Source organism: Hyphomicrobiales bacterium, from assembly GCA_002869065.1.
GTDB lineage: Bacteria > Pseudomonadota > Alphaproteobacteria > Rhizobiales > Rhodobiaceae > Rhodobium.
The window spans coordinates 614,109-638,707 of sequence record PKTR01000001.1; the positions used below are offsets into that span (position 1 = coordinate 614,109).

At 63.0% G+C, this 24,599-nt stretch carries 20 protein-coding genes and 1 tRNA gene; 16 read left to right on the plus strand and 5 right to left on the minus strand.

Going from position 1 to position 24,599, the window contains the following annotated elements; translation table 11 throughout:
• Window positions 1-21: 21 nt before the first annotated feature.
• From C0606_02705 to C0606_02780, 16 genes are all read left to right on the plus strand, one after another.
• Window positions 22-474 carry a 6,7-dimethyl-8-ribityllumazine synthase gene (locus C0606_02705; GenBank protein PLX39443.1) on the plus strand — a complete coding sequence of 151 codons (453 nt, stop codon included), beginning with the start codon at window positions 22-24 and terminating at the stop codon, window positions 472-474.
• 5 nt (window positions 475-479) lie between these two features.
• Complete coding sequence (locus C0606_02710; protein ID PLX39444.1) at window positions 480-989, plus strand: transcription antitermination factor NusB; 510 nt, start codon at window positions 480-482, stop codon at window positions 987-989.
• Window positions 989-1,996: a thiamine-phosphate kinase gene (gene thiL / locus C0606_02715; protein ID PLX39445.1), complete on the plus strand. Its 1,008-nt coding sequence runs from the start codon at window positions 989-991 to the stop codon at window positions 1,994-1,996. The genes C0606_02710 and thiL overlap by 1 nt, the downstream gene beginning before the upstream one ends.
• 28 nt (window positions 1,997-2,024) lie before the next feature.
• On the plus strand, window positions 2,025-2,672 hold the full coding sequence (locus tag C0606_02720; protein ID PLX39446.1) for a nucleoside/nucleotide kinase family protein: 648 nt from the start codon (window positions 2,025-2,027) through the stop codon (window positions 2,670-2,672).
• 81 nt (window positions 2,673-2,753) lie between these two features.
• A complete protein-coding gene (locus tag C0606_02725) occupies window positions 2,754-3,971 on the plus strand; it encodes an MFS transporter (protein ID PLX39447.1) in 1,218 nt (405 codons plus the stop codon).
• A gap of 236 nt (window positions 3,972-4,207) precedes the next feature.
• Window positions 4,208-6,331, plus strand: a complete 2,124-nt coding sequence (hppA, locus tag C0606_02730) for a sodium-translocating pyrophosphatase (GenBank protein ID PLX39448.1) — start codon at window positions 4,208-4,210, stop codon at window positions 6,329-6,331.
• A 207-nt stretch (window positions 6,332-6,538) separates the two neighbouring features.
• A tRNA-Lys gene (locus C0606_02735) sits at window positions 6,539-6,613 on the plus strand.
• 128 nt (window positions 6,614-6,741) lie between these two features.
• Window positions 6,742-7,335 (plus strand): two-component system response regulator, encoded by a 594-nt coding sequence (locus tag C0606_02740; GenBank protein PLX39449.1) that lies wholly within the window; start codon window positions 6,742-6,744, stop codon window positions 7,333-7,335.
• 2 nt (window positions 7,336-7,337) lie between these two features.
• Complete coding sequence (locus C0606_02745) at window positions 7,338-8,579, plus strand: nitrate transporter (protein PLX39450.1); 1,242 nt, start codon at window positions 7,338-7,340, stop codon at window positions 8,577-8,579.
• 395 nt (window positions 8,580-8,974) lie between these two features.
• On the plus strand, window positions 8,975-10,342 hold the full coding sequence (locus tag C0606_02750; protein ID PLX39675.1) for a nitrate ABC transporter substrate-binding protein: 1,368 nt from the start codon (window positions 8,975-8,977) through the stop codon (window positions 10,340-10,342).
• Window positions 10,343-10,423: 81 nt separating this feature from the next.
• Window positions 10,424-11,512, plus strand: coding sequence for a nitrate ABC transporter permease (locus C0606_02755; GenBank protein PLX39451.1), 1,089 nt, complete (start codon window positions 10,424-10,426; stop codon window positions 11,510-11,512).
• 10 nt (window positions 11,513-11,522) lie between these two features.
• On the plus strand, window positions 11,523-13,298 hold the full coding sequence (locus C0606_02760) for a nitrate/sulfonate/bicarbonate ABC transporter ATP-binding protein (GenBank protein ID PLX39452.1): 1,776 nt from the start codon (window positions 11,523-11,525) through the stop codon (window positions 13,296-13,298).
• Window positions 13,299-13,307: 9 nt separating this feature from the next.
• The gene (locus tag C0606_02765; GenBank protein ID PLX39453.1) at window positions 13,308-13,727 is read left to right on the plus strand and encodes a hemin receptor; all 420 of its coding nucleotides are present in this window, start codon (window positions 13,308-13,310) and stop codon (window positions 13,725-13,727) included.
• A gap of 20 nt (window positions 13,728-13,747) precedes the next feature.
• Entirely contained in the window at window positions 13,748-16,195 is a 2,448-nt protein-coding gene (locus C0606_02770) for a nitrite reductase large subunit (protein PLX39454.1), read from the plus strand.
• Between the two features lie 9 nt (window positions 16,196-16,204).
• On the plus strand, window positions 16,205-16,534 hold the full coding sequence (gene nirD / locus C0606_02775; GenBank protein ID PLX39455.1) for a nitrite reductase (NAD(P)H) small subunit: 330 nt from the start codon (window positions 16,205-16,207) through the stop codon (window positions 16,532-16,534).
• 40 nt (window positions 16,535-16,574) lie between these two features.
• A complete protein-coding gene (locus C0606_02780; protein PLX39456.1) occupies window positions 16,575-19,271 on the plus strand; it encodes a nitrate reductase in 2,697 nt (898 codons plus the stop codon).
• 317 nt (window positions 19,272-19,588) lie between these two features.
• Here the strand turns inward: C0606_02780 and C0606_02785 are convergent, their stop codons facing one another.
• The 5 genes from C0606_02785 to C0606_02805 are packed head-to-tail and all read right to left on the minus strand — an operon-like array spanning window position 19,589 to window position 24,560.
• Complete coding sequence (locus tag C0606_02785) at window positions 19,589-20,407, minus strand: phosphoribosyl 1,2-cyclic phosphodiesterase (GenBank protein ID PLX39457.1); 819 nt, start codon at window positions 20,405-20,407, stop codon at window positions 19,589-19,591.
• Window positions 20,408-21,220: a LuxR family transcriptional regulator gene (locus tag C0606_02790; GenBank protein PLX39458.1), complete on the minus strand. Its 813-nt coding sequence runs from the start codon at window positions 21,218-21,220 to the stop codon at window positions 20,408-20,410.
• Complete coding sequence (locus C0606_02795; protein ID PLX39459.1) at window positions 21,220-22,776, minus strand: methionine--tRNA ligase; 1,557 nt, start codon at window positions 22,774-22,776, stop codon at window positions 21,220-21,222. The genes C0606_02790 and C0606_02795 overlap by 1 nt, the downstream gene beginning before the upstream one ends.
• Window positions 22,777-22,815: 39 nt before the next feature.
• Complete coding sequence (locus tag C0606_02800; GenBank protein ID PLX39460.1) at window positions 22,816-23,901, minus strand: DNA polymerase III subunit delta'; 1,086 nt, start codon at window positions 23,899-23,901, stop codon at window positions 22,816-22,818.
• Window positions 23,898-24,560 carry a dTMP kinase gene (locus C0606_02805; GenBank protein PLX39461.1) on the minus strand — a complete coding sequence of 221 codons (663 nt, stop codon included), beginning with the start codon at window positions 24,558-24,560 and terminating at the stop codon, window positions 23,898-23,900. The genes C0606_02800 and C0606_02805 overlap by 4 nt, the downstream gene beginning before the upstream one ends.
• Window positions 24,561-24,599: the final 39 nt, after the last annotated feature.

Below are 24,599 nucleotides of genomic sequence, written 5' to 3' on the forward strand. Positions count from 1 at the left end.
GAGCTTCAGGATTGAACGCCAATGACAAATGCCGCGCCCACAATTCTCGTGATCGACGCCCGGTTCTACGACGACATCGCCGACGAACTGGTTCGCGGTGCGGCCGCGGCGATCGAGGCCGCCGGCGCGAAGATGCATCGCATTTCGGTGCCCGGCGTTCTCGAAGTGCCGACGGCGCTGTCGATGGCGCTTGAAGCGCGTGACAATGACCAGCTCGATTTCGATGCGGTGGTCACGCTCGGCTGCGTCATCCGCGGCGAAACCAGCCACTACGATATCGTTGCGGTGGAATCGGCGCGCGCGCTGATGGATCTTGCCGTCGCCGAGGGATTCCCGCTCGGCAATGGTATCCTGACGGTGGAAAATGGCGAGCAGGCCTGGGTGCGCGCTGGCGTCGACAAGAAAAACAAAGGCGCGTCCGCGGTCGAGGCCGCACTGGCGCTGTTCCGCCTTCGGGGCGAACTTGGAATCTGACGGACATGGCCGGACCTAACGAAAACAGCGGCTCAAACCGCGACGCCCGCCCGGCGAACAAACGCGGCGTCGCACGCCTCGCTGCCGTTCAGGCGCTCTATCAGATGGAAATCGCCGGCACCTCCGTCGACGAAGTGCTGTCCGAGTTCGAACGTTTCCGGCTCGGTCAGGAAGTCGACGGCGACCAGTATCTCGAGGCCGATGCCGGCTGGTTTCGGGACGTTGTCTCCGGCGTCGTGAAAGACCAGCGCGACGTCTACCCGCGCGTCGACCATGCTCTTGTTACCGATTGGCCGCTGAAGCGCGTCGACGCCACATTGCGCGCGATCCTGCGCGCCGGCGTTTTCGAATTGTTGCGCCGCAAGGACGTTCCGGCCCGGGTGGTGATCTCGGAATATGTCGACGTCGCCAAGGCGTTCTTCGATGGCGATGAGCGCAAGATGGTCAATGGCGTGCTCGACCGTATCGGTCACGAGCTGCGGCCCGATGAGTTCTCCCGCTCCGGAACGGCGTGATGGCGGAGGGCGGCCCGCGTCCCGGCGAGTTCGATCTCATCGCGCGCTATTTCGCGCCGCTCGCCCGCGACCCCGCCGCCCGTGGCCTCGTCGACGACGCCGCCGTTCTGATCCCGCCACCCGGCCGCGAACTGGTCCTGACCAAGGACGCGCTCGCCGCCAATATCCACTTCTTTTCCACCGACGATCCACAGGATGTGGCCGAAAAGGCGTTGTCCGTGAACCTGTCGGACCTCGCCGCGAAGGGCGCCGATCCACTCGGTTATCTGCTGGCGATTGCCTTGCCGTCCGAATGGACCGAGGAGTGGATTGCGGGGTTTTCCACAGGGCTTGCGGCAAACCAGGATCGTTACGGCTGGTCGCTGCTCGGAGGCGACACCATCCGCTCGCCGAATGGCCTGATGGTCTCCGTGACCGCAATCGGCGCCGTACCGACAGGGGAGTCGGTATCCCGCGCCGGCGCGCGCCCGGGCGATGTTCTTTTCGTCAGCGGCACGCTCGGCGACGCAGCCTTTGGCCTGAAACTCCGCGCCGAAGAGCCGGCCGCGGAAGCCTGGTCTTTGAGCGAAACGGACAAGACGTTCCTGATTGACCGCTACCTGCATCCGCAGCCGCGCGTCGCACTTGCTGCCGTTATCCGGGAATACGCCAGCGCCGCGATGGACATTTCCGACGGGCTGACGGGTGATCTCGCCCATATCTGCGAAGCGTCCGGCATCTCCGCCGAGCTTCGCCTCGCCGACATGCCGATTTCCGAAGCAGGCATGGCCGTTCTTGCTGTCGATCCCGATGAGATTCACTCGATCATCGCTGGCGGCGACGACTATGAGATCCTTGCAGCAATTCCGCCCGACCGCGCCGACCGTTTCAAGGCTGCCGCGGCTGAAGCGGGCGTTCCGGTGGCCGCAATCGGGACCTGCACCGAACAACGCGGCGATCACGTAACGTTCCTCGATAGCGGCGGCATGCCGGTCGAATTGGACGATACCGCGTTCCGTCATTTCTGAGCCGCGTGAAACGGGCAGGGGAGGAAGGATGTCTCGGCAAATCACCTTTCCCGATCTGGTCGACATACTGGCGCGACGCGGCGCTGCTTCCCGCCATATCACCGCGATTGCCGGCCCGCCGGGCGCCGGAAAGTCGACGCTCGCCGAGTGTCTCGTCGCGTCGTTGAACGAGCGCGACCCCGACAGCGCTGCCGTCCTTCCCATGGACGGATTCCATTTTGACGACACGATCCTCGATGAACGCGGACGTCGAACCCGAAAGGGCGCGCCGGACACTTTCGATGTCGGCGGTCTGTCGGCAATGCTGGCCCGTCTGCGCGCCAACGTGGAAACCGAGATCGCCGTGCCCGTGTTCGACCGGGAAACCGAGATCGCCCGGGCCGGTGCCCGGCTGATCGCCCGTTCCGTTCGCAATATCGTCGTCGAGGGCAATTATCTGTTGCTCGGCACGGCGCCGTGGGACGTGCTCCACCCGTTCTACGACACCACCGTGATGATCGAAGTTACCGAAGCCGAGTTGCGCCGGCGTCTCGAAATCCGCTGGCAGGGCTTGCCTGCCGCCACGCGAGTGGTAAAGCTGGACGGCAATGATCTTCCGAACGGTCGGTTGGTGAAAACGCACAGCGTGACGGCGGAGTTCTTCGTTCGCTCCACGGCGGAAAACGCGCTGGCCTGAGTCGGATCGGCGTCTATGTATTCATAAGCGGGCGTTCGCCCGTTTTCTTTTTGGCGCTCGTGTGCGGGCGAAGAGGTGGCAATGACGGCTGTTTCCCACGCTGACGACCACGTCGATGACGTGCTCGCGCGCCGCAATGCGCTGATTCTCGCCGTCGCGCAGGCGCTTGGTGGCGCCAACGCCACCATCGTCTTCGCCTCCGCCGCCCTCGTTGGGCACTATCTGCTCGGCGAGGACAAGTCGCTCGCGACCTTGCCCGTTACCGCGTACGTGCTCGGCATGGCCTCGTCGACCATTCCCGTTCAGCTTCTGTCGCGCTGGATCGGCCGTCGGCTGACCTTCATGGGTGGCGCCACGCTTGGCATCGCTTCCGGCCTCATGGCCGCGCAGGCCGTATTCGACGGCTCGTTCTTCCGGCTGTGCATCGCGACCTTCGTCGCCGGTTGCTATGGTGGCTTCACACAGGCCTATCGCTTTGCGGCGGCCGACACCGCAAGCGACGTGTTCCGCCCCAAGGCGATTTCCTGGGTGCTGATCGGTGGCGTTGCGGCCGCGTTCCTCGGTCCGCAGATCGTCATCCACACCAAGGACTGGTTCTCGCCGATCATGTTCGCGGGCTCGTTCCTTGCGCAATCCTGTGTCGCCGTCGTCGGTGTCGTTGTGCTTTTCTTCCTGCGCATCCCCAAGCCGCATCTCGCCGCCGGTCGTTCCGGCGGTCGCCCGCTGACCGAAATCATCGCCCAGTCACGCTTCATCGTTGCCGTCATTTGCGGCGTAACCTCTTACGCGCTCATGAGTTTTGTCATGACGGCCGCGCCGCTCGCCATGGTCGCCTGCCATCACAGCCCCGATGACGCCGCACTCGGCATCCAGTGGCATGTGCTGGCCATGTTCGCGCCGAGCTTCTTTACCGGCACGTTGATCAACCGCTACGGCGTCGAAAAGGTGACAGCGACGGGCCTCGTGCTGCTCGCCGGCTGCGGCGTGATCGCGTTGACCGGTGTCGAAGTGGCCCAGTTCTGGGCGGCGCTCGTCCTGCTCGGCGTCGGTTGGAACTTCGGCTTCATCGGCGCGACCACCATGGTCACCCAGACCTATCGCCTGGAAGAACGGAACAAGGTGCAGGCGACAAACGACTTTCTCATTTTCGGCCTGCAGGCCGTTGCGTCGTTTTCGTCCGGCAAGATCCTCGCCAATGTCGGCTGGGACGCGATCAACTGGGCGATCTTCCCGTTCATTGTCTTCGCGCTCGGCGCACTCGCCTGGCTTGTTCTTTTCGGTCAGCGCGAGGCCGCATAGGGCAGGGGTCCAGGCACATGCGTCGTCGGCCCAAATATCAGAAATTGCTTATATTATTCGGCTCTTTTGTCACGGGATTATACCCATTTCTGCCTTGACGCCGTAGTTGCGGACGATAGGTTGGCATGGGCTTTCGGTGGGGCAGGTACTTTTCCTTAGAATTCGGCTCGCCGGAACAAAAATCCCGTCGCCGGCGCGTGTGCGCCGTTCCGACACCAGAAGGACAGGAAAAGGGCATGGATCCGCTTTACATCGTTGTCCTGTGTGGTCTGCTTTCCATTGCTTACGGCATCTGGGCCATCACCTCGGTGATGGCTTCCGACGCGGGCAACAAGCGCATGCAGGAAATCGCCGGTGCCATTCAGGAGGGCGCCACCGCCTATCTGACGCGCCAGTACACCACCATCGCCATCGCCGGCGTGCTGATCTTCGCCATCGTCTGGTGGCAATTGTCGCTGATGGCCGCCATTGGCTTTGCAATCGGCGCCATTCTCTCCGCCCTGGCAGGTTTCATCGGCATGCTCGTCTCGGTCCGCGCCAATGTGCGTACCGCACAGGCCGCCAGCCAGAGCCTTTCCGCCGGACTCGGTATCGCCTTCAAGGCCGGCGCCGTCACCGGCATGCTGGTTGCCGGTCTCGCGCTGCTCGGCGTTGCTGTCTACTACGTGGTGCTGACCCGGTTCATGGGCTTTGAAAGCGCAGACCGGGCGGTGATCGACGCCCTCGTCGCGCTTGGCTTCGGTGCTTCGCTGATTTCGATCTTCGCCCGTCTCGGCGGCGGCATCTTCACCAAGGGCGCGGACGTCGGCGGCGATCTGGTCGGCAAGGTCGAAGCCGGTATCCCCGAGGACGACCCGCGCAATCCGGCGACCATTGCCGATAACGTCGGCGACAATGTCGGCGACTGCGCCGGCATGGCGGCCGACCTGTTCGAAACCTACGCAGTGACCGTGGTTGCAACCATGGTTCTGGGCTCGATCTTCTTTGCGGGCACGGCTCTTGTCGGTGACGTCATGCTTTATCCGCTGGCAATCGGCGCGGCCTGTGTCGTCACTTCGATCATCGGCACCTTCTTCGTGCGCCTCGGCGCCAACGGCTCGATCATGGGTGCGCTCTACAAGGGCTTCATCGCCACGGCCATTCTGTCGCTGATCGTGCTCTATCCGGTGACCCATATCGTCTTCGGCGGTATGGACACGGTGATGACAACGGTGCGCGGCATGACCTTCACGCCGCTCGACCTGTATGCCTGCGGTGTCATCGGTATGGTTGTCACCGGTCTCATCGTCTGGATCACCGAGTACTACACCGGCACCAACTTCCGCCCGGTTCGCTCGATTGCGACAGCATCCGTCAGCGGCCACGGCACCAACGTGATCCAGGGTCTGGCGATTTCGCTCGAAGCCACGGCTCTGCCGGCACTCGTCATCATCGCCGGCATTATCGTCACGTTTAATCTCGCCGGCCTGTTCGGCATTGCCATCACGGTGACGACCATGCTGGCGCTTGCCGGTTTCGTCGTTGCGCTCGATGCCTTCGGTCCGGTGACCGACAACGCCGGCGGCATTGCCGAAATGGCCGATCTTCCGCCGGAAGTGCGCAACACCACCGACGCGCTCGACGCGGTTGGCAACACCACCAAGGCCGTCACCAAGGGCTATGCCATCGGTTCGGCCGGTCTTGGCGCTCTGGTGCTGTTCGCGGCCTACACGGAAGACCTGAAGTTCTTCAGTGAACATCCGGATCAGTTCCCGTACTTCGCCGACATCGGTGCGCTCGAGTTCTCGCTCTCCAATCCGTATGTGGTGGTCGGACTGTTCTTCGGCGGCCTCCTGCCGTATCTGTTCGGCGGTATCGCCATGACCGCGGTTGGCCGCGCCGCCGGCGCGGTGGTCGAGGAAGTGCGCCGCCAGTTCCGCGAGAAGCCGGGCATCATGGAAGGCAAGGATCGGCCGGACTATGGCCGCGCCGTCGACATGCTGACCAGGGCTGCGATCAAGGAAATGATGGTTCCTTCATTGCTTCCGGTGCTGTCGCCGATCGTGGTGTACTTTCTGATCAACGCGATTGCCGGCAAGAACGCTGCCTTCTCCGCGCTTGGTGCCATGCTGCTCGGCGTGATCGTGACCGGTCTCTTCGTCGCGATCTCCATGACCGCCGGTGGCGGTGCCTGGGACAATGCCAAGAAGTACATCGAAGACGGCAATCATGGTGGCAAGGGTTCCGAAGCCCACAAGGCGGCGGTGACCGGCGACACGGTCGGCGATCCGTACAAGGATACTGCCGGCCCGGCCGTCAACCCGATGATCAAGATCACCAACATCGTGGCTCTTCTGCTGCTGGCGATCCTCGCGCACTAAAGCGTGTCTCCCAAAAGTGGATGCCGGTTTTGGGATAAAGACACGCGGCCAAGCAAAAAGAGCAAATTCCGACAAAGGGCCCCGGCGGCGGAAACGTTGCCGGGGCCTTCTTTTTGCCCAGCCGGTGCTTGACAGAACCGGCAGATATTCGTACCCCCCGCGGGTACCCGAACTCGCTGCGGCGGGGGAAGGGCGCATATATCTTCAGGGCGGGTAGCTCAGTGGTAGAGCAGCTGACTTTTAATCAGCTGGCCGTGGGTTCGATCCCCACCCCGCTCACCATATTTCCTCTATAATTCAATCAATTGCTCACAGTCCGTTCAGGCTGTGCAGTGCCGGGTTTGACCAATCCCGCTGCATGGCGCAGAATTGTGCATTGCAACATGCCGCCGAGTGTGCGCTGATATCCCATGCCACCGAGCCCTCTATCGATCCTGGTCATTGATGAAAACCAGATCCGCGCCTCGATCATCGAGACGGGGCTGAGAGAGGCCGGCCACGACCGGGTTACGGTGGTGAACGACGTCACCGGCATCGCGCGGCGTATCGCCGAAATCGCCCCCGATGTCATCGTCATCGATCTCGGCAATCCGAACCGCGACATGCTCGAGAACATGTTTCAGCTCTCGCGCGCGGTGCAGCGGCCGATTGCCATGTTCGTCGACCGCTCGGATCAGGCGTCGATCGAGGCCGCCGTCGAGGCGGGTGTCTCCGCCTATATCGTCGACGGGCTGCGCCAGGAGCGGGTCAAACCGATCCTCGACATGGCGATCAGCCGGTTCAACGCCTATTCCCGCATGTCCCGTGAGCTTGAAGAGGCGCGCGACGCGCTCGCCGGCCGCAAGGTCATAGAAAAGGCCAAGGGCATCCTGATGAAGACCCGCGGCATTGGCGAGGACGAGGCTTATTCGCTGTTGCGCAGCACGGCGATGAACCAGAACCGCAAGATCCATGAAATTGCCCAGAGCCTGGTTACGGCGGCGGGCCTGCTGGAGGGCCCCTGAGCATGCATGACGGCAACACGATCGTCGCCGGCTTCATCCCGCTGCTCGATGCCGCGATTCTCATCGCCGCGCGGGAGAAGGGTTTCGCCGCGAAAGAGGGGATCGACCTCGTCCTCGTGCGCGAAACGTCGTGGGCCAATATTCGCGACCGCATGGCCGTCGGCCATTTTGATGCCGCCCACATGCTCGCGCCGATGCCGATTGCGGGCAATCTCGGCCTCAATCCGCTTTCGTCACCGACGATCGCTCCGATGGCGCTTGGGCTCGGCGGCAACGCTGTGACCGTGTCGAACGCTCTTTGGCAGGCAATGGAAAGTCACGGCGCGCCCGACACGCTGGAGCCGTTGGCAACGGGCAGGGCACTTCGCTCGGTTGTTGCGGCCCGGGTAGAGGACGACCTGCCGCGACTCCGTTTCGCCGTCGTCCATCCCCATTCGGGGCACAATTACGAGCTGCGCTATTGGCTTGCGGCGTCCGGCATCGATCCCGAGACCGACGTCGAAATCGTCATCATCCCGCCGCCGCTGATGGCGGATGCCCTGTGTACCGAGAGCATCGACGGCTATTGCGTCGGTGAACCGTGGAATACGGCCGGCGTGTTTGCCGATTGCGGACGCATGGCAACCGTGAAGTCCGCCATCTGGAAATCGAGCCCGGAAAAGGTCCTTGGTGTCGGCACGGAATTTGCGGAGGAGAACCCGGAGCAGATCGCAGCACTGCTGCGTGCGCTCCACAACGCCGCGGTCTGGTGCGGCGAACCCGACAATCACGAGGAACTGGCATTCGCGATCGCCGACGAACGCTATCTCGACGTGGCGCCGAAGATGGTGGTGCCGGCACTCTCCGGTTCCCTGAAAGTCGGGCACGGCGAACAACGCCGCGTCGACGACTTCTTCATTCCCTATGCCAATGCCGCCACCTTCCCATGGCAGAGCCACGCCCTGTGGTTCTACAGCCAGATGGTCCGCTGGGGCCACGTCACACATACGGCGAAGAATGTCGAAGTCGCGCGCAGATCGTACCGACCAGACATCTATCGGGCCGCGCTGGCGCCTCTCGGAGTCGCTATCCCCGGCGCCAATGCAAAGGTCGAGGGCGCGTTCGAACGCCCGACTCCGGTGGGCGCCTCCGGCGGATCCCTCATTCTCGGCCCCGACGGGTTCTTCGACGGCACCGTCTTCGATCCCGATCATCTGGACGACTACCTCGCCAGCCAGCGCCCTGCAAAAACCGTCTCGAAGTAGTTCCCGCAATACATTCGAAAAAGCTAATTTATTGAGCGTCGCACCAGTGGATGTGCATTTGGTGCTGCAATTTTGTGCAGCGCACTAATTGGGGCAGATTCTCAATACGTTCCAGTCGCATTGAAAACATTAGAGAAAATGGTTTTCTGAATAACTGGCACACTCCGTGCAACACTTTCTGCGGTCTCACCAGGCCCTCTATATCGTGCCCAACGAGGGGCACCACAGGCAAAGCCGCCGAACGATCACGTACTCCCGCATTGGCGGGTGCGCGCATCGTTCGGCGGCTTTTGTTTTGCAGCGATCAAAGACCGTGATGCCGATCCTCCCAGCGGCTGAGCGGGAGAACAGGAAGGACGAAGCGAATGACCGGATTGCCGAACCTGACCCGCCGCATGGCACTCTGTCTTGCCGCCGGCGCCGGCATGCTTGCCGTTGTCGGCGGGGCCCATGCCGAAATGCTCGACGTCGAAAAGGACGAGCTGAAATTCGGCTTTATCAAGCTGACCGACATGGCGCCGCTCGCCATTGCCTATGAGAAGGGCTTCTTCGAAGACGAAGGCCTGTTCGTCACCCTCGAGCCGCAGGCCAACTGGAAGGTTCTGCTCGACCGCGTGATTACCGGCGAACTCGACGGTGCCCACATGCTCGCCGGTCAGCCGCTCGCTGCCACCATCGGATTCGGCACCAAGGCGCACATCGTCACCCCGTTCTCGATGGACCTGAACGGCAACGGCATCACCGTCTCCAACGAGATCTGGGAGATGATGAAGCCCAATATTCCGATGGAAGACGGCAAGCCGGTCCATCCGATCAAGGCTGAGGCACTGAAGCCGGTCGTCGACAAGTTCAAGGCGGACGGCAAGCCCTTCAACATGGGCATGGTTTTCCCGGTTTCGACCCACAATTACGAACTGCGCTACTGGCTCGCCTCGGGCGGTATCCACCCGGGTTTCTATTCGACCAGCGACATCTCCGGCCAGATCAAGGCCGATGCGCTGTTGTCCGTGACGCCGCCGCCGCAGATGCCGGCGACCCTCGAAGCCGGCACCATCTACGGCTACTGCGTGGGCGAACCGTGGAACCAGCAGGCCGTGTTCAAGGGCATCGGCGTGCCGGTCATCACCGACTACGAGATCTGGAAGAACAATCCGGAGAAGGTGTTCGGCCTGACCAAGGAATTCACCGAGAAGAACCCGAACACCACGCTGGCGCTGACCAAGGCCCTTATCCGCGCCGCCAAGTGGCTGGATGAGAACAACAACGCCAACCGCATGGAAGCCGTCGAGATCCTCTCGAAGTCGGAATATGTCGGCGCCGACGCCGAGGTCATCGCCAACTCGATGACCGGCACCTTCGAATACGAGAAGGGCGACAAGCGCGACGTGCCGGACTTCAACGTCTTCTACCGCTACTACGCGACCTACCCGTACTACTCCGACGCCGTCTGGTACCTGACCCAGATGCGCCGCTGGGGCCAGATCGCCGAAGGCAAGGACGATGCCTGGTACGACGAGGTCGCCAAAAGCGTCTACCGCCCGGACATCTATCTGAAGGCCGCGAAGATGCTGGTCGAAGAGGGCAACGTCGCCGAAGCGGACTTCCCCTGGGACACCGACGGCTATCGTGAGCCGACCCCGGCTGCCGACATCATCGACGGCATCGCCTACGACGGCAAGAAACCCAACGCCTACATCGACTCCCTGCCGATCGGCCTTAAAGGCAAGCAGGTCGTCGACGGCAGTGAAGTCGTCGGCGGCTAAGCCCCGCAGCACAGAACCCGGCGGGCAGGGGACTGCCGTGCCCGCCGGTATTCCCGGACCGAAGAAACGAGGAATCGACAGATGACGGACGCCACCGCCAATGACGCCGCCGCCGCAGAAGCTGCCCGCAGCGCGCGTAAGGAACGTCTTTTCGCCCGCATCAACAAGGCCGCCGCATGGCTCGATGCCCTCGGCTTCGGCTGGCTGACACCGATCCTGAAGATGGCTGCCGGTGACAACCCGCGCGAACAGCTCGGCGAGCTGAAGCGGGTGCTGGTGATCCCGCTGACCGGCATCCTGCTGTTCCTGGTCGCCTGGGGCATTCTAGCGCCCAAGATCCAGACCTCGCTCGGCGCGATCCCCGGACCCGTCGCGGTGTGGGAGCAGACGGTCAATCTGTGGGACGACCACAAGGCCGAGCGCGAAAAGGCCGCCGCCTTCTACGAGCGCCAGGACAAGCGCAACGCCAAGTTCGAGGCCGCCGGCAAGACCGACAAGATCAAGTACCGAACCTATACCGGCAAGCCGACCTATCTCGACCAGATCGCGACCTCGCTGTTCACGGTGGGGCTCGGCTTCCTGATCGGTACGTTGATCGCCGTTCCGCTCGGTATCGCCGCCGGCCTGTCACGCACCGTCAACGGCGCCATCAACCCGCTGATCCAGATCTTCAAACCCGTGTCGCCGCTCGCCTGGCTACCGATCGTCACCATGGTGGTGTCGGCGCTGTATATGGATCCGAGCGACATGTTCCCGAAGTCACTCGTCATTTCGGCAATCACCGTGACGCTGTGCTCGCTATGGCCGACGCTGATCAACACCTCGCTCGGCGTGGCGTCGATCGACAAGGACCTCGTCAATGTCGGCAAGGTGCTGCAGCTCTCGACCTGGACCACCATCCGCAAGCTGGTCCTGCCGTCCTCGCTGCCGTTGATCTTCACCGGCATGCGGCTGTCGTTAGGCGTGGGCTGGATGGTGCTGATCGCAGCCGAAATGCTCGCCCAGAACCCGGGCCTCGGCAAATTCGTCTGGGACGAGTTCCAGAACGGCTCCTCGTCGTCGCTCGCCCGCATCATCGTCGCGGTTCTCACTATCGGCATCATCGGCTTCCTGCTCGACCGCGTCATGTACGCGCTGCAGACGGCCTTCACCTTCTCGGCCAACCGCTAAGGGGACCGTCATGCCGTTTCTTGAAATATCCTCCCTGTCGAAGAGCTACGGCGACGGTGCGGATCGCACCGAAGTTCTCTCCGACATCAATTTGAAGGTCGAGGAGGGCGAGTTCATTGCCATCCTCGGGTTCTCCGGCTCCGGCAAGACGACGCTGATCTCGGCCATCGCCGGGCTGATCAAACCCGACACCGGCGGCGTCATCCTGCGCGGCAAGCAAATCGACGGTCCGGGACCCGAGCGCGGTGTCGTGTTCCAGTCCTACTCGCTGATGCCCTGGCTGTCGGTCTACGGCAATGTATCGCTCGCGGTCGATGCGGTGTTCGCAAAGGCTTCCAAGGCCGAACGCGAGGCAATGACCCGGAAATATATCGACATGGTCGGCCTGTCGCATGCGACGGACCGCAAGCCGGCCGAACTGTCCGGCGGCATGCGTCAGCGTGTGGCCGTCGCCCGTGCGCTTGCCATGCAACCGGAGATACTGCTGCTCGACGAACCGCTGTCGGCGCTCGATGCCCTGACCCGCGCCAAGCTGCAGGACGAGTTCGCCGACATTTCGCGGAAGGAAAAGAAGACCATCATTCTCATCACCAACGATGTGGATGAGGCAATCCTGCTCGCCGACCGGATCATTCCGCTCAATCCGGGTCCGAACGCAACGCTCGGCCCCTCGTTTAAGGTCGTGCTGCCGCGGCCGCGGGATCGCGGCGAGATGAACCACAACGACGACTTCATCAAACTGCGCGCCGAGATCACGGAATATCTGATGATGGTCGGTTCGGAACGCGGCGTCGAGGTCGAGAACGACATTACACTGCCGAATGTCGTTCCGATCACCCAGCGCGACCGCACAAACGCTAACGACAAGCTCCCCGACGCCTATGTCCGCGCCGCGAAATCGCCGATCGAGAAGGGCTTCGTCGAGTTCTTCGAGGTCAAGAAGGTCTACCCGACGCCGAAAGGGCCACTGACCGTCGTCGACGGCTTCGACCTGAAGATGAAGCAGGGCGAGTTCATCACCCTGATCGGACATTCCGGTTGCGGCAAGTCGACGGTGCTGTCGATGGTCGCCGGCCTCAACAAGATCTCCGGCGGTGGTATCGTGCTGGACGGCAAGGAGATTTCCGGTGCCGGCCCGGACCGCGCAGTGGTCTTCCAGGCCCCCTCACTGATGCCCTGGCTGACCGCTCGCCAGAACGTCGCCCTCGGCGTCGACAAGGTCTATCCGGACGCGAGCGCGGCCGAGCGCAGCGACATCGTCGACTATTACCTCTCGCGTGTCGGCCTCGGCGATGCCCGGGATCGCATGGCCGCCGATCTCTCCAACGGCATGAAGCAGCGCGTCGGCATCGCCCGCGCGTTCGCGCTATCGCCGAAGCTGCTCCTGCTCGACGAACCCTTCGGAATGCTCGACAGCCTGACCCGCTGGGAGCTGCAGGACGTGCTTATGGACGTGTGGAAGCGCACCAAGGTCACCGCGATCTGCGTCACCCACGATGTCGACGAGGCGATCCTGCTGGCCGACCGCGTGGTGATGATGTCGAACGGCCCGAACGCCAAGATCGGCAACATCATGGATGTTGATCTGCCGCGTCCGCGCTCCCGCAAGGAACTCCTCGCGCACCACGACTACTACGCCTACCGCGAGGAATTGCTCGACTTCCTCGAAGCCTATGAGGGTGGTGCCAATCCGTCGCCCGAGGCCTTGGCCGCAATCGCCGCCAAGCGCGAACACCGCATGTCTTCAACCCATTCGCAGCCCGCCGTGCTGGCCGCCGGAGAATAGGAGAACGCCATGACCCCCGAACAGATCGATCTCGTCCAGGCGTCGTTCAGACAAGTTGCGCCGATCTCCGAAACCGCCGCCGAGTTGTTCTATGGCCGGTTGTTCGAGATCGCGCCGGAAGTGCAGGTGCATTTCAAGGGCGACATGAAGAACCAGGGCCGCATGCTGATGCAGACGCTGGCGACCGTCGTCAACAGCCTGAAGGACCTCGAAGCGATCCTGCCGGCCGTCAAGGAGCTCGCCGCGCGTCACGTCGACTACGGCATCAAGGCCGAACACTACGCGCCCGTCGGCGCCTCGCTGATCTGGACCCTGCAGAAGGGCCTCGGCGACGACTTCACCGAGGAAACGAGACAGGCCTGGGTCGCGGCATATGACGCGCTCTCCCACGTCATGATCGAGACCGCCTATGGCGGCAAAACCGCCTGAGCCGAGAAGGGGACAGAACCATGAGCGAGAAACTGGTCGTTGTCGGCAATGGCATGGCCCCGGGCCGTATGCTTGAACATCTGCTCGAAAAGGCCCCCGGGCGCTACGAAGTCACGATCTTCAACGCCGAGCCGCGGGTGAACTACAACCGCATCATGCTCTCCCCGGTGCTCGCCGGCGAGAAGACCTACGAAGACATCATCACCCATGATGACGCCTGGTATGCGGATAGTGGCATCACGCTGCACCGCTCGGCGAAGGTCACGAATATCGACCGGGACGCGAAGACGGTGACGTCGGAGAACGGCATCACCGCCTCCTACGACAAGCTGGTGATTGCGACCGGGTCGTCGCCCTTCATCATTCCGGTCCCCGGCCATGAACTGCCCGGCGTTCTCGTCTATCGCGATCTCGACGATGTCGATGCGATGCTCGAAGCCGCGAAGCCCGGCGCCCGCGCCGTCGTCATCGGCGGTGGTCTGCTCGGGCTTGAAGCCGCCGCCGGCCTCAAGACGCAGGGGATGGAGGTCACCGTCCTTCATCTGATGCCGACGCTGATGGAACGTCAGCTCGACACCGCCGCCGGCTATCTGCTTGAGCGCGCCATCAAGGAACGCGGTATCGACGTCATCACCAAGGCCAACACCCACGCGATTGTCGGCGAGGACAAGGTCACCGGCGTCAGCCTCGATGACGGCACCATCATTCCCGCCGACATCGTCATCATGGCGGTCGGCATCCGCCCCTCGACAGCGCTTGCCAAGGAAGCGGGCATCGAGGTCAATCGCGGCATTCTCGTCGACGACGGCATGACAACCTCGGATCCCGCTATCTTCTCGCTCGGCGAATGTGTCGAGCATCGCGGCCAGTGCTACGGCCTCGTCGCACCGCTGTTCGAAATGGCCGGCGTGCTGGCAGATCGCCTTGCCGATGGGGACGCCGACTACACCGGCTCGGTCACCTCGACCAAACTGAAGGTCACCGGCATCGACTTGTTTTCGGCCGGCGACTTCGCCGAAGGCCCGGACCGCGAGGAAATCGTGCTGCGCGACGCCACGGCCGGCGTCTACAAGCGGCTGATCCTCAAGGACGAAAAGATCATCGGCGTCGTGCTTTACGGCGAAACCGCCGACGGTCCGTGGTTCTTCGATCTGATGAAGCGCGGCGAAGACATCACCGAGATGCGCGAGACGCTGATTTTCGGCCAGGCCTATCAGGGGGGTGCCCCTCTGGACCCTATGGCGGCCGTTGCAGCCTTGCCGGATGAAGCAGAAATCTGCGGCTGCAACGGCGTTTGCAAGGGAACGATCGTCAAGGCGATCACCGACAAGGCCCTGACCACCCTCGACGAGGTGAGGGCGCATACCAAGGCCTCGGGCTCCTGCGGCTCGTGCACCGGCCTCGTCGAACAGGTCATGGCGTTGACGCTTGGCGATACCTACGCCCCGGCGGCGGTCGCGGCCATGTGCGGCTGCACCGATCTCGGCCATGGCGATGTCCGCCGGCTGATCAAGGCGAAGGAGCTGAAGTCGATTCCGGCCGTTATGCAGGAACTCGAGTGGAAGACCTCGTGCGGCTGCGCCAAATGCCGTCCGGCGCTGAACTACTACCTCGTGGCCGACTGGCCGGGCGAGTACAGCGACGACTACCAGTCGCGCTTCATCAATGAGCGTGTCCACGCCAACATCCAGAAGGACGGCACCTATTCGGTCATCCCGCGCATGTGGGGCGGTATCACCAGCGCCGATGAACTGCGTGCGATCGCCGATGTCGTCGACCGCTTCAACATCCCGACGGTGCACGTCACCGGCGGCCAGCGGATCGACCTTCTCGGTGTGAAGAAGGAAGACCTGCCGGGCGTCTGGGCGGATCTCAACGATGCCGGCCTCGTGTCTGGTCATGCCTACGCCAAGGGGCTGCGCACGGTGAAGACCTGCGTCGGCAAGGAATGGTGCCGCTTCGGCACGCAGGATTCCTCCGGCCTCGGCGTTCAGCTCGAGAAGTTCCTGTGGGGTGCATGGACGCCGCACAAGGTGAAGCTCGCCGTCTCCGGTTGCCCGCGCAATTGCGCTGAAGCCACCTGTAAGGACATCGGCATCATCTGCGTCGATAGCGGCTACGAGATCCACTATGCCGGCGCCGCCGGTCTTGAAATCCGCGGCACGGAGAAGTTCGCCTCCGTGAAGACCGAGGAAGAGGTGATCGAGATCGCTGCTGCGATGATGCAGATGTATCGCGAGCAGGGCTACTACCTGGAACGGATCTACAAATGGGCCGACCGCGTCGGCCACGACACGATCCGCGAACAGATCCTCGACAACCTCGAAACGCGGCGCACCTATTACGACCGCTTCGCCAACTCCCAGAAGTTCGCCCAGATCGACCCCTGGTCCGAGCGCGTCTCGGGCAAGGACAAGCACGAGTTCACGCCACTGGCCGAATTCGGCTTCAGCCAGGCCGCAGAGTAGGAGGGTTCCATGAACTGGACCGAGATCGGCACGATCAACGATATCCCGCGCCGTGGCGCCCGCTGCATCAACACACCGTCCGGCAAGGTCGCCGTGTTCCGCACCATCGATGACGAAGTCTACGCCATCGAGGACCGCTGCCCGCACAAGGGCGGCCCACTCAGCCAGGGCATCGTGCACGGCGCATCCGTGACCTGCCCGCTGCACAACTGGGTGATCTCGCTGGAAACCGGCAAGGCGCAGGGCGCCGACGAGGGCAAGGTCAAGACGATTCCGGCCAAGGTCGAGAACGGAACCCTGTTCGTCTGCCTCGACGGGCTTGGACTGGCGGCAGCCTGACAAACGGGTAGGGGACACGTCCCCTCCCTCAGATCTGGGCATGGACACGCGTGCGGAAAAGGAAGTCGTAATGGGCGAGGCCAGAACTGTTCGGACCACCTGCCCCTATTGCGGTGTCGGGTGCGGGATCCTGGCAACGCCCGACGCCGATGGAACGGTCTCGATCAAGGGCGACCCGGACCACCCGGCAAACTATGTGCGCCTGTGCTCGAAAGGCTCAGCACTTGGTGAGACCTTCGGCCTTGAGGGGCGGCTGCTTGAGCCGCAGATCGATGGCCGCAAGGCGGGCTGGAACGAGGCGCTCGAACTGGTCGCATCCCGGTTCAACGATGCGATCGCCGAATACGGCCCGGATTCCGTAGCGTTCTACGTCTCGGGCCAAATCCTGACCGAGGACTACTACGTCGCCAACAAGCTGATGAAGGGCTATATCGGTTCGGCGAATATCGACACGAATTCAAGGCTTTGCATGGCCTCATCGGTGGCCGGTCACCGTCGCGCTTTCGGCACCGACACCGTGCCGGGTTCTTATGAAGATCTGGAACAAGCCGACCTGCTGATCCTTGTCGGCTCCAACCTCGCCTGGTGCCACCCAGTGATCTACCAGCGCATCGCAGCCGCCAAGAAGGCACGTCCGAACATGCGCGTCGTGCTGATCGACCCGCGCGCCACCATGACCGCATCGATTGCCGATACCCACCTCGCCATCAAGCCCGACGGCGACGCGGCGCTCTTCGTCGGCCTCCTGAACCACCTCGATGAGGTCGGCGCCATCGATACGGCTTATGTGCGCGACCACACCACCGGCTTCGTCGACGCCCTTCACGCCGCGCGGAACTGGCCGGTGGAGGCCGTTGCCGCGGCGACCGGCTTGCGGCCGTCGGAGATCGCCGAGTTCTACCGCCGGTTCGCGGCGACCGAAAAGGTCGTAACCGTCTACAGCCAGGGGGTGAACCAGTCGTCGATCGGCACCGACAAGGTCAATGCGATCATCAACTGCCATCTCGCGACCGGACGGATCGGGCAGGAAGGGATGGGGCCGTTCTCCGTCACCGGCCAGCCGAACGCAATGGGCGGCCGTGAGGTCGGCGGGCTTGCCAACATGCTCGCCTGTCACATGGATATCGAGAACCCGCAACACCGCGACACCGTCCAGCGCTTCTGGCAATCGCCGCACGTCCCCGACAAGCCGGGCCTCAAAGCCGTCGATCTGTTCAAGGCCGTCGGTGAGGGCAAGATCAAGGCAGTGTGGATCATGGCGACCAACCCGGTCGTCTCGCTGCCTGACGCCGATGCCGTCGAAGCCGCGATCAAGGCGTGCCCCTTCGTCGTCGTCTCCGACATTCTCGACACGACCGACACGATCCGCCATGCGCACGTCAAGCTGCCCGCCGCAGGCTGGGGCGAGAAGGACGGAACCGTCACCAACTCCGAGCGCATGATCTCGCGCCAGCGGGGAATCGTTCCGCTGCCGGGCGAGGCCCGTCCGGACTGGTGGATCGTCACCGAGGTCGCTCGCCGAATGGGCTATGCCGACGCCTTCGCCTTTGAAAGCGCCGCCGACATTTTCCGCGAATATGCGCAGATGTCGGCCTTCGAGAACGACGATACGCGCGACTTCGATATCGGCGCGCTCTCCTTCATCGATGATGATGCATTTGACGCACTGAAACCCTCTTTCTGGCCGTGGAAGGCTGGCGCGGACGAGGGTGCCACACGCTTCTTCGCGACCGGTGGGTTCTACACGCCCGACCGCAAGGCGCGCATGATTGCCGTTGAAGGCGTAGCCGCGACGCGGACGTCTACCGACTACCCCCTTGTGCTGAATACCGGCCGCGTGCGTGACCACTGGCACACGATGACGCGCACGGCATTGAGCCCGCGGCTGTCCTCACACATCGCCGAGCCATATGCCGAGCTCAATCCGGCCGACGCAGCTGAACTCGGTATCGCCCACGCGGACCTTGTTTCAGTCACATCGGTGCATGGCGATGTCGTCGTCCGCGCACTGATTTCAACGCGTCAGGCGAGGGGCTCCGTCTTCGTTCCCATGCACTGGAACGATGCCTACGCCTCACACGCTCGCATCGGTGCCGCCGTCGCCCCGGTCACCGACCCGTTTTCCGGCCAACCGGCGTCGAAGCATGTCGCCGCACGGGTCACCCGCTATCAGCCGGCGCTGTATGGCTTCGCCGTTCTCGCGGAACGTCCAACCAAGGTCAATGCGTCCTACTGGGCGCTTGCGAAGGCAAACAACGGATGGCGCCTGGAATTCGCGCTTGATGAACACACGAGCGACCCGGCTGCCTTCGCGCGTGAACTGTTCGGAGCAGGGGAAGGCGCCGAGCCTTTGGCCTATCACGATGGCCGCCTCGGCCACGAACGGATCGCACTGTTCGACGGCGCACGCCTCCTGGGCGCGCTGTTCCTGTCGCCCAATCCTGTGCCGGTCTCGCGCACAAGCGTCATTGGCGACCTCGGCAAGGATTTCGAGAACCGCCAGGCGCGCTTCCGCGTGATTGCCGGACGTCCCGGACAGGACCGGCCCGACCCGGGCGCGATCGTCTGTTCCTGCTTCGCCGTCGGTGTCAATCAGATCATCGAAGCGGTCCAGTCCGGCCGTTGCGCCACAGTTGACGACATCGGTACTGCGCTGAAGGCCGGAACCAACTGCGGCTCATGCAAGGCCGAGATCGCCGAGATCATCGCGACCCATCAGCTCCGCGCCGGCGAATAGAAGCGCCCGTTGCGCGCCACCAACCGAACGACCCGTAGATCAAGCCTTGGTCGATATGCGCGTAGTAACGCGGACGTGCGAGCAACGAACTCCGATCAGTGAGCGTCCGCGAGAGGCGCGCGCGTCAGAACCGAGAGGGGACGCTCAGCACGTATGAACCTGCGAAACACCACTCCCAGCACCGCACAAGCGGGATTCGCATAAGATAGATTATGGAATAACTTGGTTTAGCCAGACGGCAGAACGGACACGTACAAAACAGCATATCAGCATGCCAATTCAATATGATATGGCCGTTTCCGACTCCACTTGCGGCGTCAGAGTTCGTCTGCACCCTCTACCTGGAACGTCATGCCGTCATAGCCCGGCTCGAACCCTTCAGGCAGTCGTGCCTTCAGCGTCTCATAGTCGAGCGTATTGTGCATGTGGGTCAGGATCGTGCGCCGCGCGCCCATCTGCTCAGAAAGAGCGATCGCCTGATCCACCGACAAATGGCTCGGATGCGGCGTCTCGCGCAGTGCGCCGATTATCCACGTATCGAGCCCGCGCACGGCGTCGTGCGACTCTTCCGGCAGCTCGTGCAGATCCGTCGAATACGCAAAAGAGCCGAAGCGGAAGCCGAGCGAATGGATGCTGCCGTGCAGCTGACGGAAGATCTGCGCGGTGATCGGCCCACCGTCGCCGTCAATCGTCAGCGTTTCACCAACATGGATACGGTGATCATCGAGGATCGGCGGATAGTTGTAATTATGTGGCGAAACAAAGCAGTACTCGAACGCCGCCTGAACCCGTTCCGCCGTATCGGCGTCCATATAGACCTTCACGCGCTGTTTCCGGTTCAGCACGAAGGCGCGCAGATCGTCGATCCCGTGAATGTGGTCGGCGTGCGGATGCGTATAGAGCACCGCATCGACCCAATCGACATTCGCCGCGATCATCTGCTCGCGCATGTCCGGGCCGGTATCGATCAGCACCCGCGTGACCTTGTCCGGTCCGGCGCGGCGTTCGACCAGCAACGATGCGCGGCTGCGTTTGTTCTTCGGATTGGTCGGATCGCAGGAACCCCAGTCATTACCGATACGTGGCACGCCGGGCGACGATCCGCAGCCGAGAATGGTGACGTCGAGCGCCGCCATTTATTCACCGGCTCCAACTGCGGACATGACTTTAATATTCTGCGGAACCTTATTGAAAATTCGATAGAAATTGCCCGTTGTTAATGTTGCGATTTCGGCCGTATCAACGCCCCGAACATCGGCCAGAACGGACGCCGTATGTGCCACATAAGCCGGCTCGTTGCGCGATCCGCGCTTCGGCACCGGCGCGAGATAGGGCGCGTCGGTCTCGACCAGCAGCCGGTCGGCCGGAAGCTCGGCGGCGACGGCGCGAAGCTCATCCGCCTTTTTGAAGGTCAGGATGCCGGAGAACGACACGTAGTGCCCGAGTTCGACGGCAGCGAGTGCAAGCTCCCGCGTCGACGAGAAGCAATGCAGGAGGGCCGGGAAGGCCCCCTCCTCGCTTTCCTCACGCAGCATCGCGATCATGTCGTCGTCGGCATCGCGCGAATGAATGACGAGCGGCAACCCGGTCTCGCGCGCCGCATGGATGTGCTCGCGGAACTGACGCTGCTGCACCTCACGCGGCGAATGATCGTAGAAATAGTCGAGACCCGCTTCGCCGATCGCCACCACCTTCGGATGCTCCGCCATACGGACGAGGATGTCCGACGTCACGTCGGTTTCCTCAGCCGCATTGTGCGGATGCGTGCCGACCGAGCAGAAGATCGTGTCGAAGCGTTCGGCGACCGCGAGGATCTTGTCGAACTGCTTCACCCGCGTGCAGATCGTCACCATCCGTCCAACGCCGGCCTCCGTCGCACGGGCGACGACCTCGTCCAGCTCCTCGGCAAAGTCGGGGAAATCGAGATGGCAGTGACTATCGACGAGCATCAAGCCTCCGGCTCTTCTTCAACATAGCGCGGGAACACCGGTGACGGCTTCGGCAGCACGGTGCCTCCGGCCAGCCGGCCAGCGGCGCCGAGCTGAGCGAAGTCCCGCTTGTCGGTGTCGACGCCAAGCACGTCGAGCAGCTTCGCCGCGCTCTCCGGCATCACCGGCTGCGCCAGGATCGCCACCTGGCGGATCACTTCAGCCGTTACATAGAGCACGGTTCCCATACGGGCAGGGTCCGTCTTGCGCAGCGCCCAGGGCTCCTGCGCCGTGAAATAGCGATTGGCCTCGGCAACGGTCGCCCAGACGGTCGACAGCGCCTGATGGATCTCCTGCTTGTCCATCGCCTTGCGGCAGGTTTCGAGCATCGCGTCGGCCTGCGCCAGCATGGCGTTGTCCTCGGCCGAGAACTCGCCCGGCACCGGCAGCTCGCCGTCAAGGTTCTTGGCGATCATCGACAGCGAACGCTGCGCCAGATTGCCAAGATCGTTGGCGAGGTCGGCATTGATGCGATTGACGATGGCCTCGTGGCTGTAATTGCCGTCCTGGCCGAACGGCACTTCGCGAAGGAAGAAGTAGCGCACCTGGTCGACGCCATAGGCCGCGATCAAGGAATGCGGGTCGATGACGTTGCCGACCGACTTCGACATCTTCTCACCGCGATTGAACAGGAAGCCGTGCGCGAAAACGCGCTTCGGCAGGTCGATCCCCGCCGACATCAGGAACGCCGGCCAGTAGACGGCGTGGAAGCGCACGATGTCCTTGCCGATGACGTGGACATTCGCCGGCCAGTAGCGCTTGAACTTCTCGTTCTCCATGTCGGGATAGCCGACACCGGTGATGTAGTTGGTCAGCGCGTCGACCCAGACATACATGACGTGGCCCGGATGGCCCGGCACCGGGATGCCCCAGTCAAACGTCGTGCGCGACATCGACAGGTCGCGAAGGCCCGATTTGACGAAGCTCACAACCTCGTTGCGGCGCTCGTCCGGGCCGATGAAGTCCGGGTTGGCGGCATAGTGGTCGAGCAGCGGCTTCTCGTAGGCCGACAGCTTGAAGAAGAAGCTCTCTTCCTCGACCCATTCGACCGGCGAACCCTGCGGGCCGTAGCGCACGCCGTCTTCGCGCACCGTGGTCTCGGATTCCGCGTAGTAGGCTTCGTCGCGCACCGAGTACCAGCCGGAATACTTGTCGAGATAGATATCGCCCTTTTCCAGCATCTCGTTCCAGATCGCCGTCACCGACTTGTAGTGGCGCTCCTGGGTGGTACGGATGAAGTCGTCATTCGAACAATTCAGCGCCTCGGCCATTTTCATGAACAGCGGCGCCTGCTGGTCGGCGAAGTCGCGAACAGCGAGGTCCTTGCCCGCCGCGGTCTGCTGCATCTTCTGGCCGTGCTCGTCGGTGCCGGTAAGGAAGAAGACGTCGTACCCGTCAAGCCGCTTGAACCGGGCAAGCGCGTCGGTCGCGATAATCTCGTAGGCATGACCGATATGCGGCGCGCCGTTCGGGTAGGAAATCGCTGTGGTGATGTAGAATTTCTGTTTCTCGGTCATGACCGTGCCTTGCAAATGGCGACGCTTCGCGCGTCTGTCTTATGTTTGCTGCGGGGATAGCGAATTTCGCGCTGCTTCCGCAAGTGTGTGAAGGATATCGAAGACCGCCTGCTTGCGGTCGAGATTGAAAACGTCGGTTTCGCGTGCCACGCGCTCGACCTTCTCCCAGGCCTCGCTCCAGCCATAAAGGCCACCCGCCGCGACACCGCTTGCCGCGCCGTTGCGCACCTGCTCGGACAGCCAGTCGCGCACGAAGTCGACGAAAAGCGCGTAGGATTCCTCGGCGCCGCGCTCCGAAACCCGGTCGGCCAATGCGTGTACCGCGCGCCGATCGAGTGCCGGAAAGTGCCGCGTGACGGCTTCCAGCCCCGACCAGATCTCGACGCCGTTGGAGGCAAGCAGAACGAGGGCCCGACGCAGACTGCCGCGCGCCAATGCCGCAGCCCGGCTGACGGCATCGCCCTTGGCCGCCGCACCGACGGGTGTTGCAGCCGCCTGCTCGCGGATGTCGGCTTCGCCGAGCGAACGCAGCACCAGCTTGCGGCAGCGCGACCGGATCGTCGGCAACAGTCGGCCGGGCATGTGTGACAGCACCAGGAACAGCGCCCGAGGCGGCGGCTCCTCGAGGATTTTCAACAGCGCATTGGCGGCGTTCTGGTTCATGTCATCGGCTGCGTCGACGATGCAGATACGCCAGCCCCCTTCCCCGGCCGTGGTCTCGAACAGCGAGGTCGCGCGACGCACCTCGTCGACCGGCAGTTCGGTCATGAAGCGCTTGTTCTTCGGGTTCCACGGGCGGCGAAGGTGATAGAGATCGGCGTGGCTGCAGACCGCGACCTTGCGCGCAACCGGATGATCTTCCGGGATCGAAAGATCGTGGGCGTTCTGAACCTCGGGCGCCTTCGGATCGGGGTGCACAAGCACGAAGCGCGCGAAGCGAAATGCCAGCGTCGCCTTGCCGATGCCGCGCGGCCCGGACAGGATCCAGCCGTGATGAATGCGTCCGCTCTTGTAGCTCTGCAGCAGGTCTTCTTCGGCCTCGCGCTGACCGATCAGCTCGGTTTGCGCACGCGGCAGCACGATGTCGTCGAGCGCATCGGCTTCGCCGGGAACGGCGTCGGTCATTCGCTGCCCTCCCCGGATTTCAGCACGCGTTCGCGGACCACCTGCCAGATGCGCGCTGCAATGGCGTCTGCATCGTCATTGGCAGCAATCACCGCGCACCGCTGCGGTTCATCCTGCGCGATCTGCAGAAACGCCTGCCGCCGCGTTTCGTGAACGCTGTGATCGTTGCGCTCGAAGCGGTCGGGATCGGTATCCCCATTCGCCTTGGCCCGTTCGGCAACGCGCGCGAGGCCGATGTCCACCGGTACATCGAGAATGAGGGTCAGATCCGGGTGGCGCGATCCGACCGCAATCGCCTGCAGGCGATCGATCAACGCGGTATCCACGTTGTCGCCGGCACCCTGATAGACACGTGTGGAATCATAGAAACGGTCGCACAGAACCCAGTCGCCGCGCGCCAGAGCCGGTTCGATGGTTTCATCGATATGATCGGCCCGCGCCGCCGCAAAAAGCGCAGCTTCCGTTGCCGGGCCAAGCGCCTCGGCCGCACCCGAGAGGAGAACATGGCGAATGGCTTCGGCGCCGGCTGAGCCACCCGGCTCGCGGGTCACGACAACGGCAATGCCTTCATCGCGCAAACGCTCGGCAAGACGCCGGATCTGCGTCGATTTTCCCGCCCCTTCGCCGCCCTCGAAAGTGATGAATGTGCCGCGCACCACCGGTCCCCTCGCCTTTGCCCCGGTTATAGGCGAGGCGTG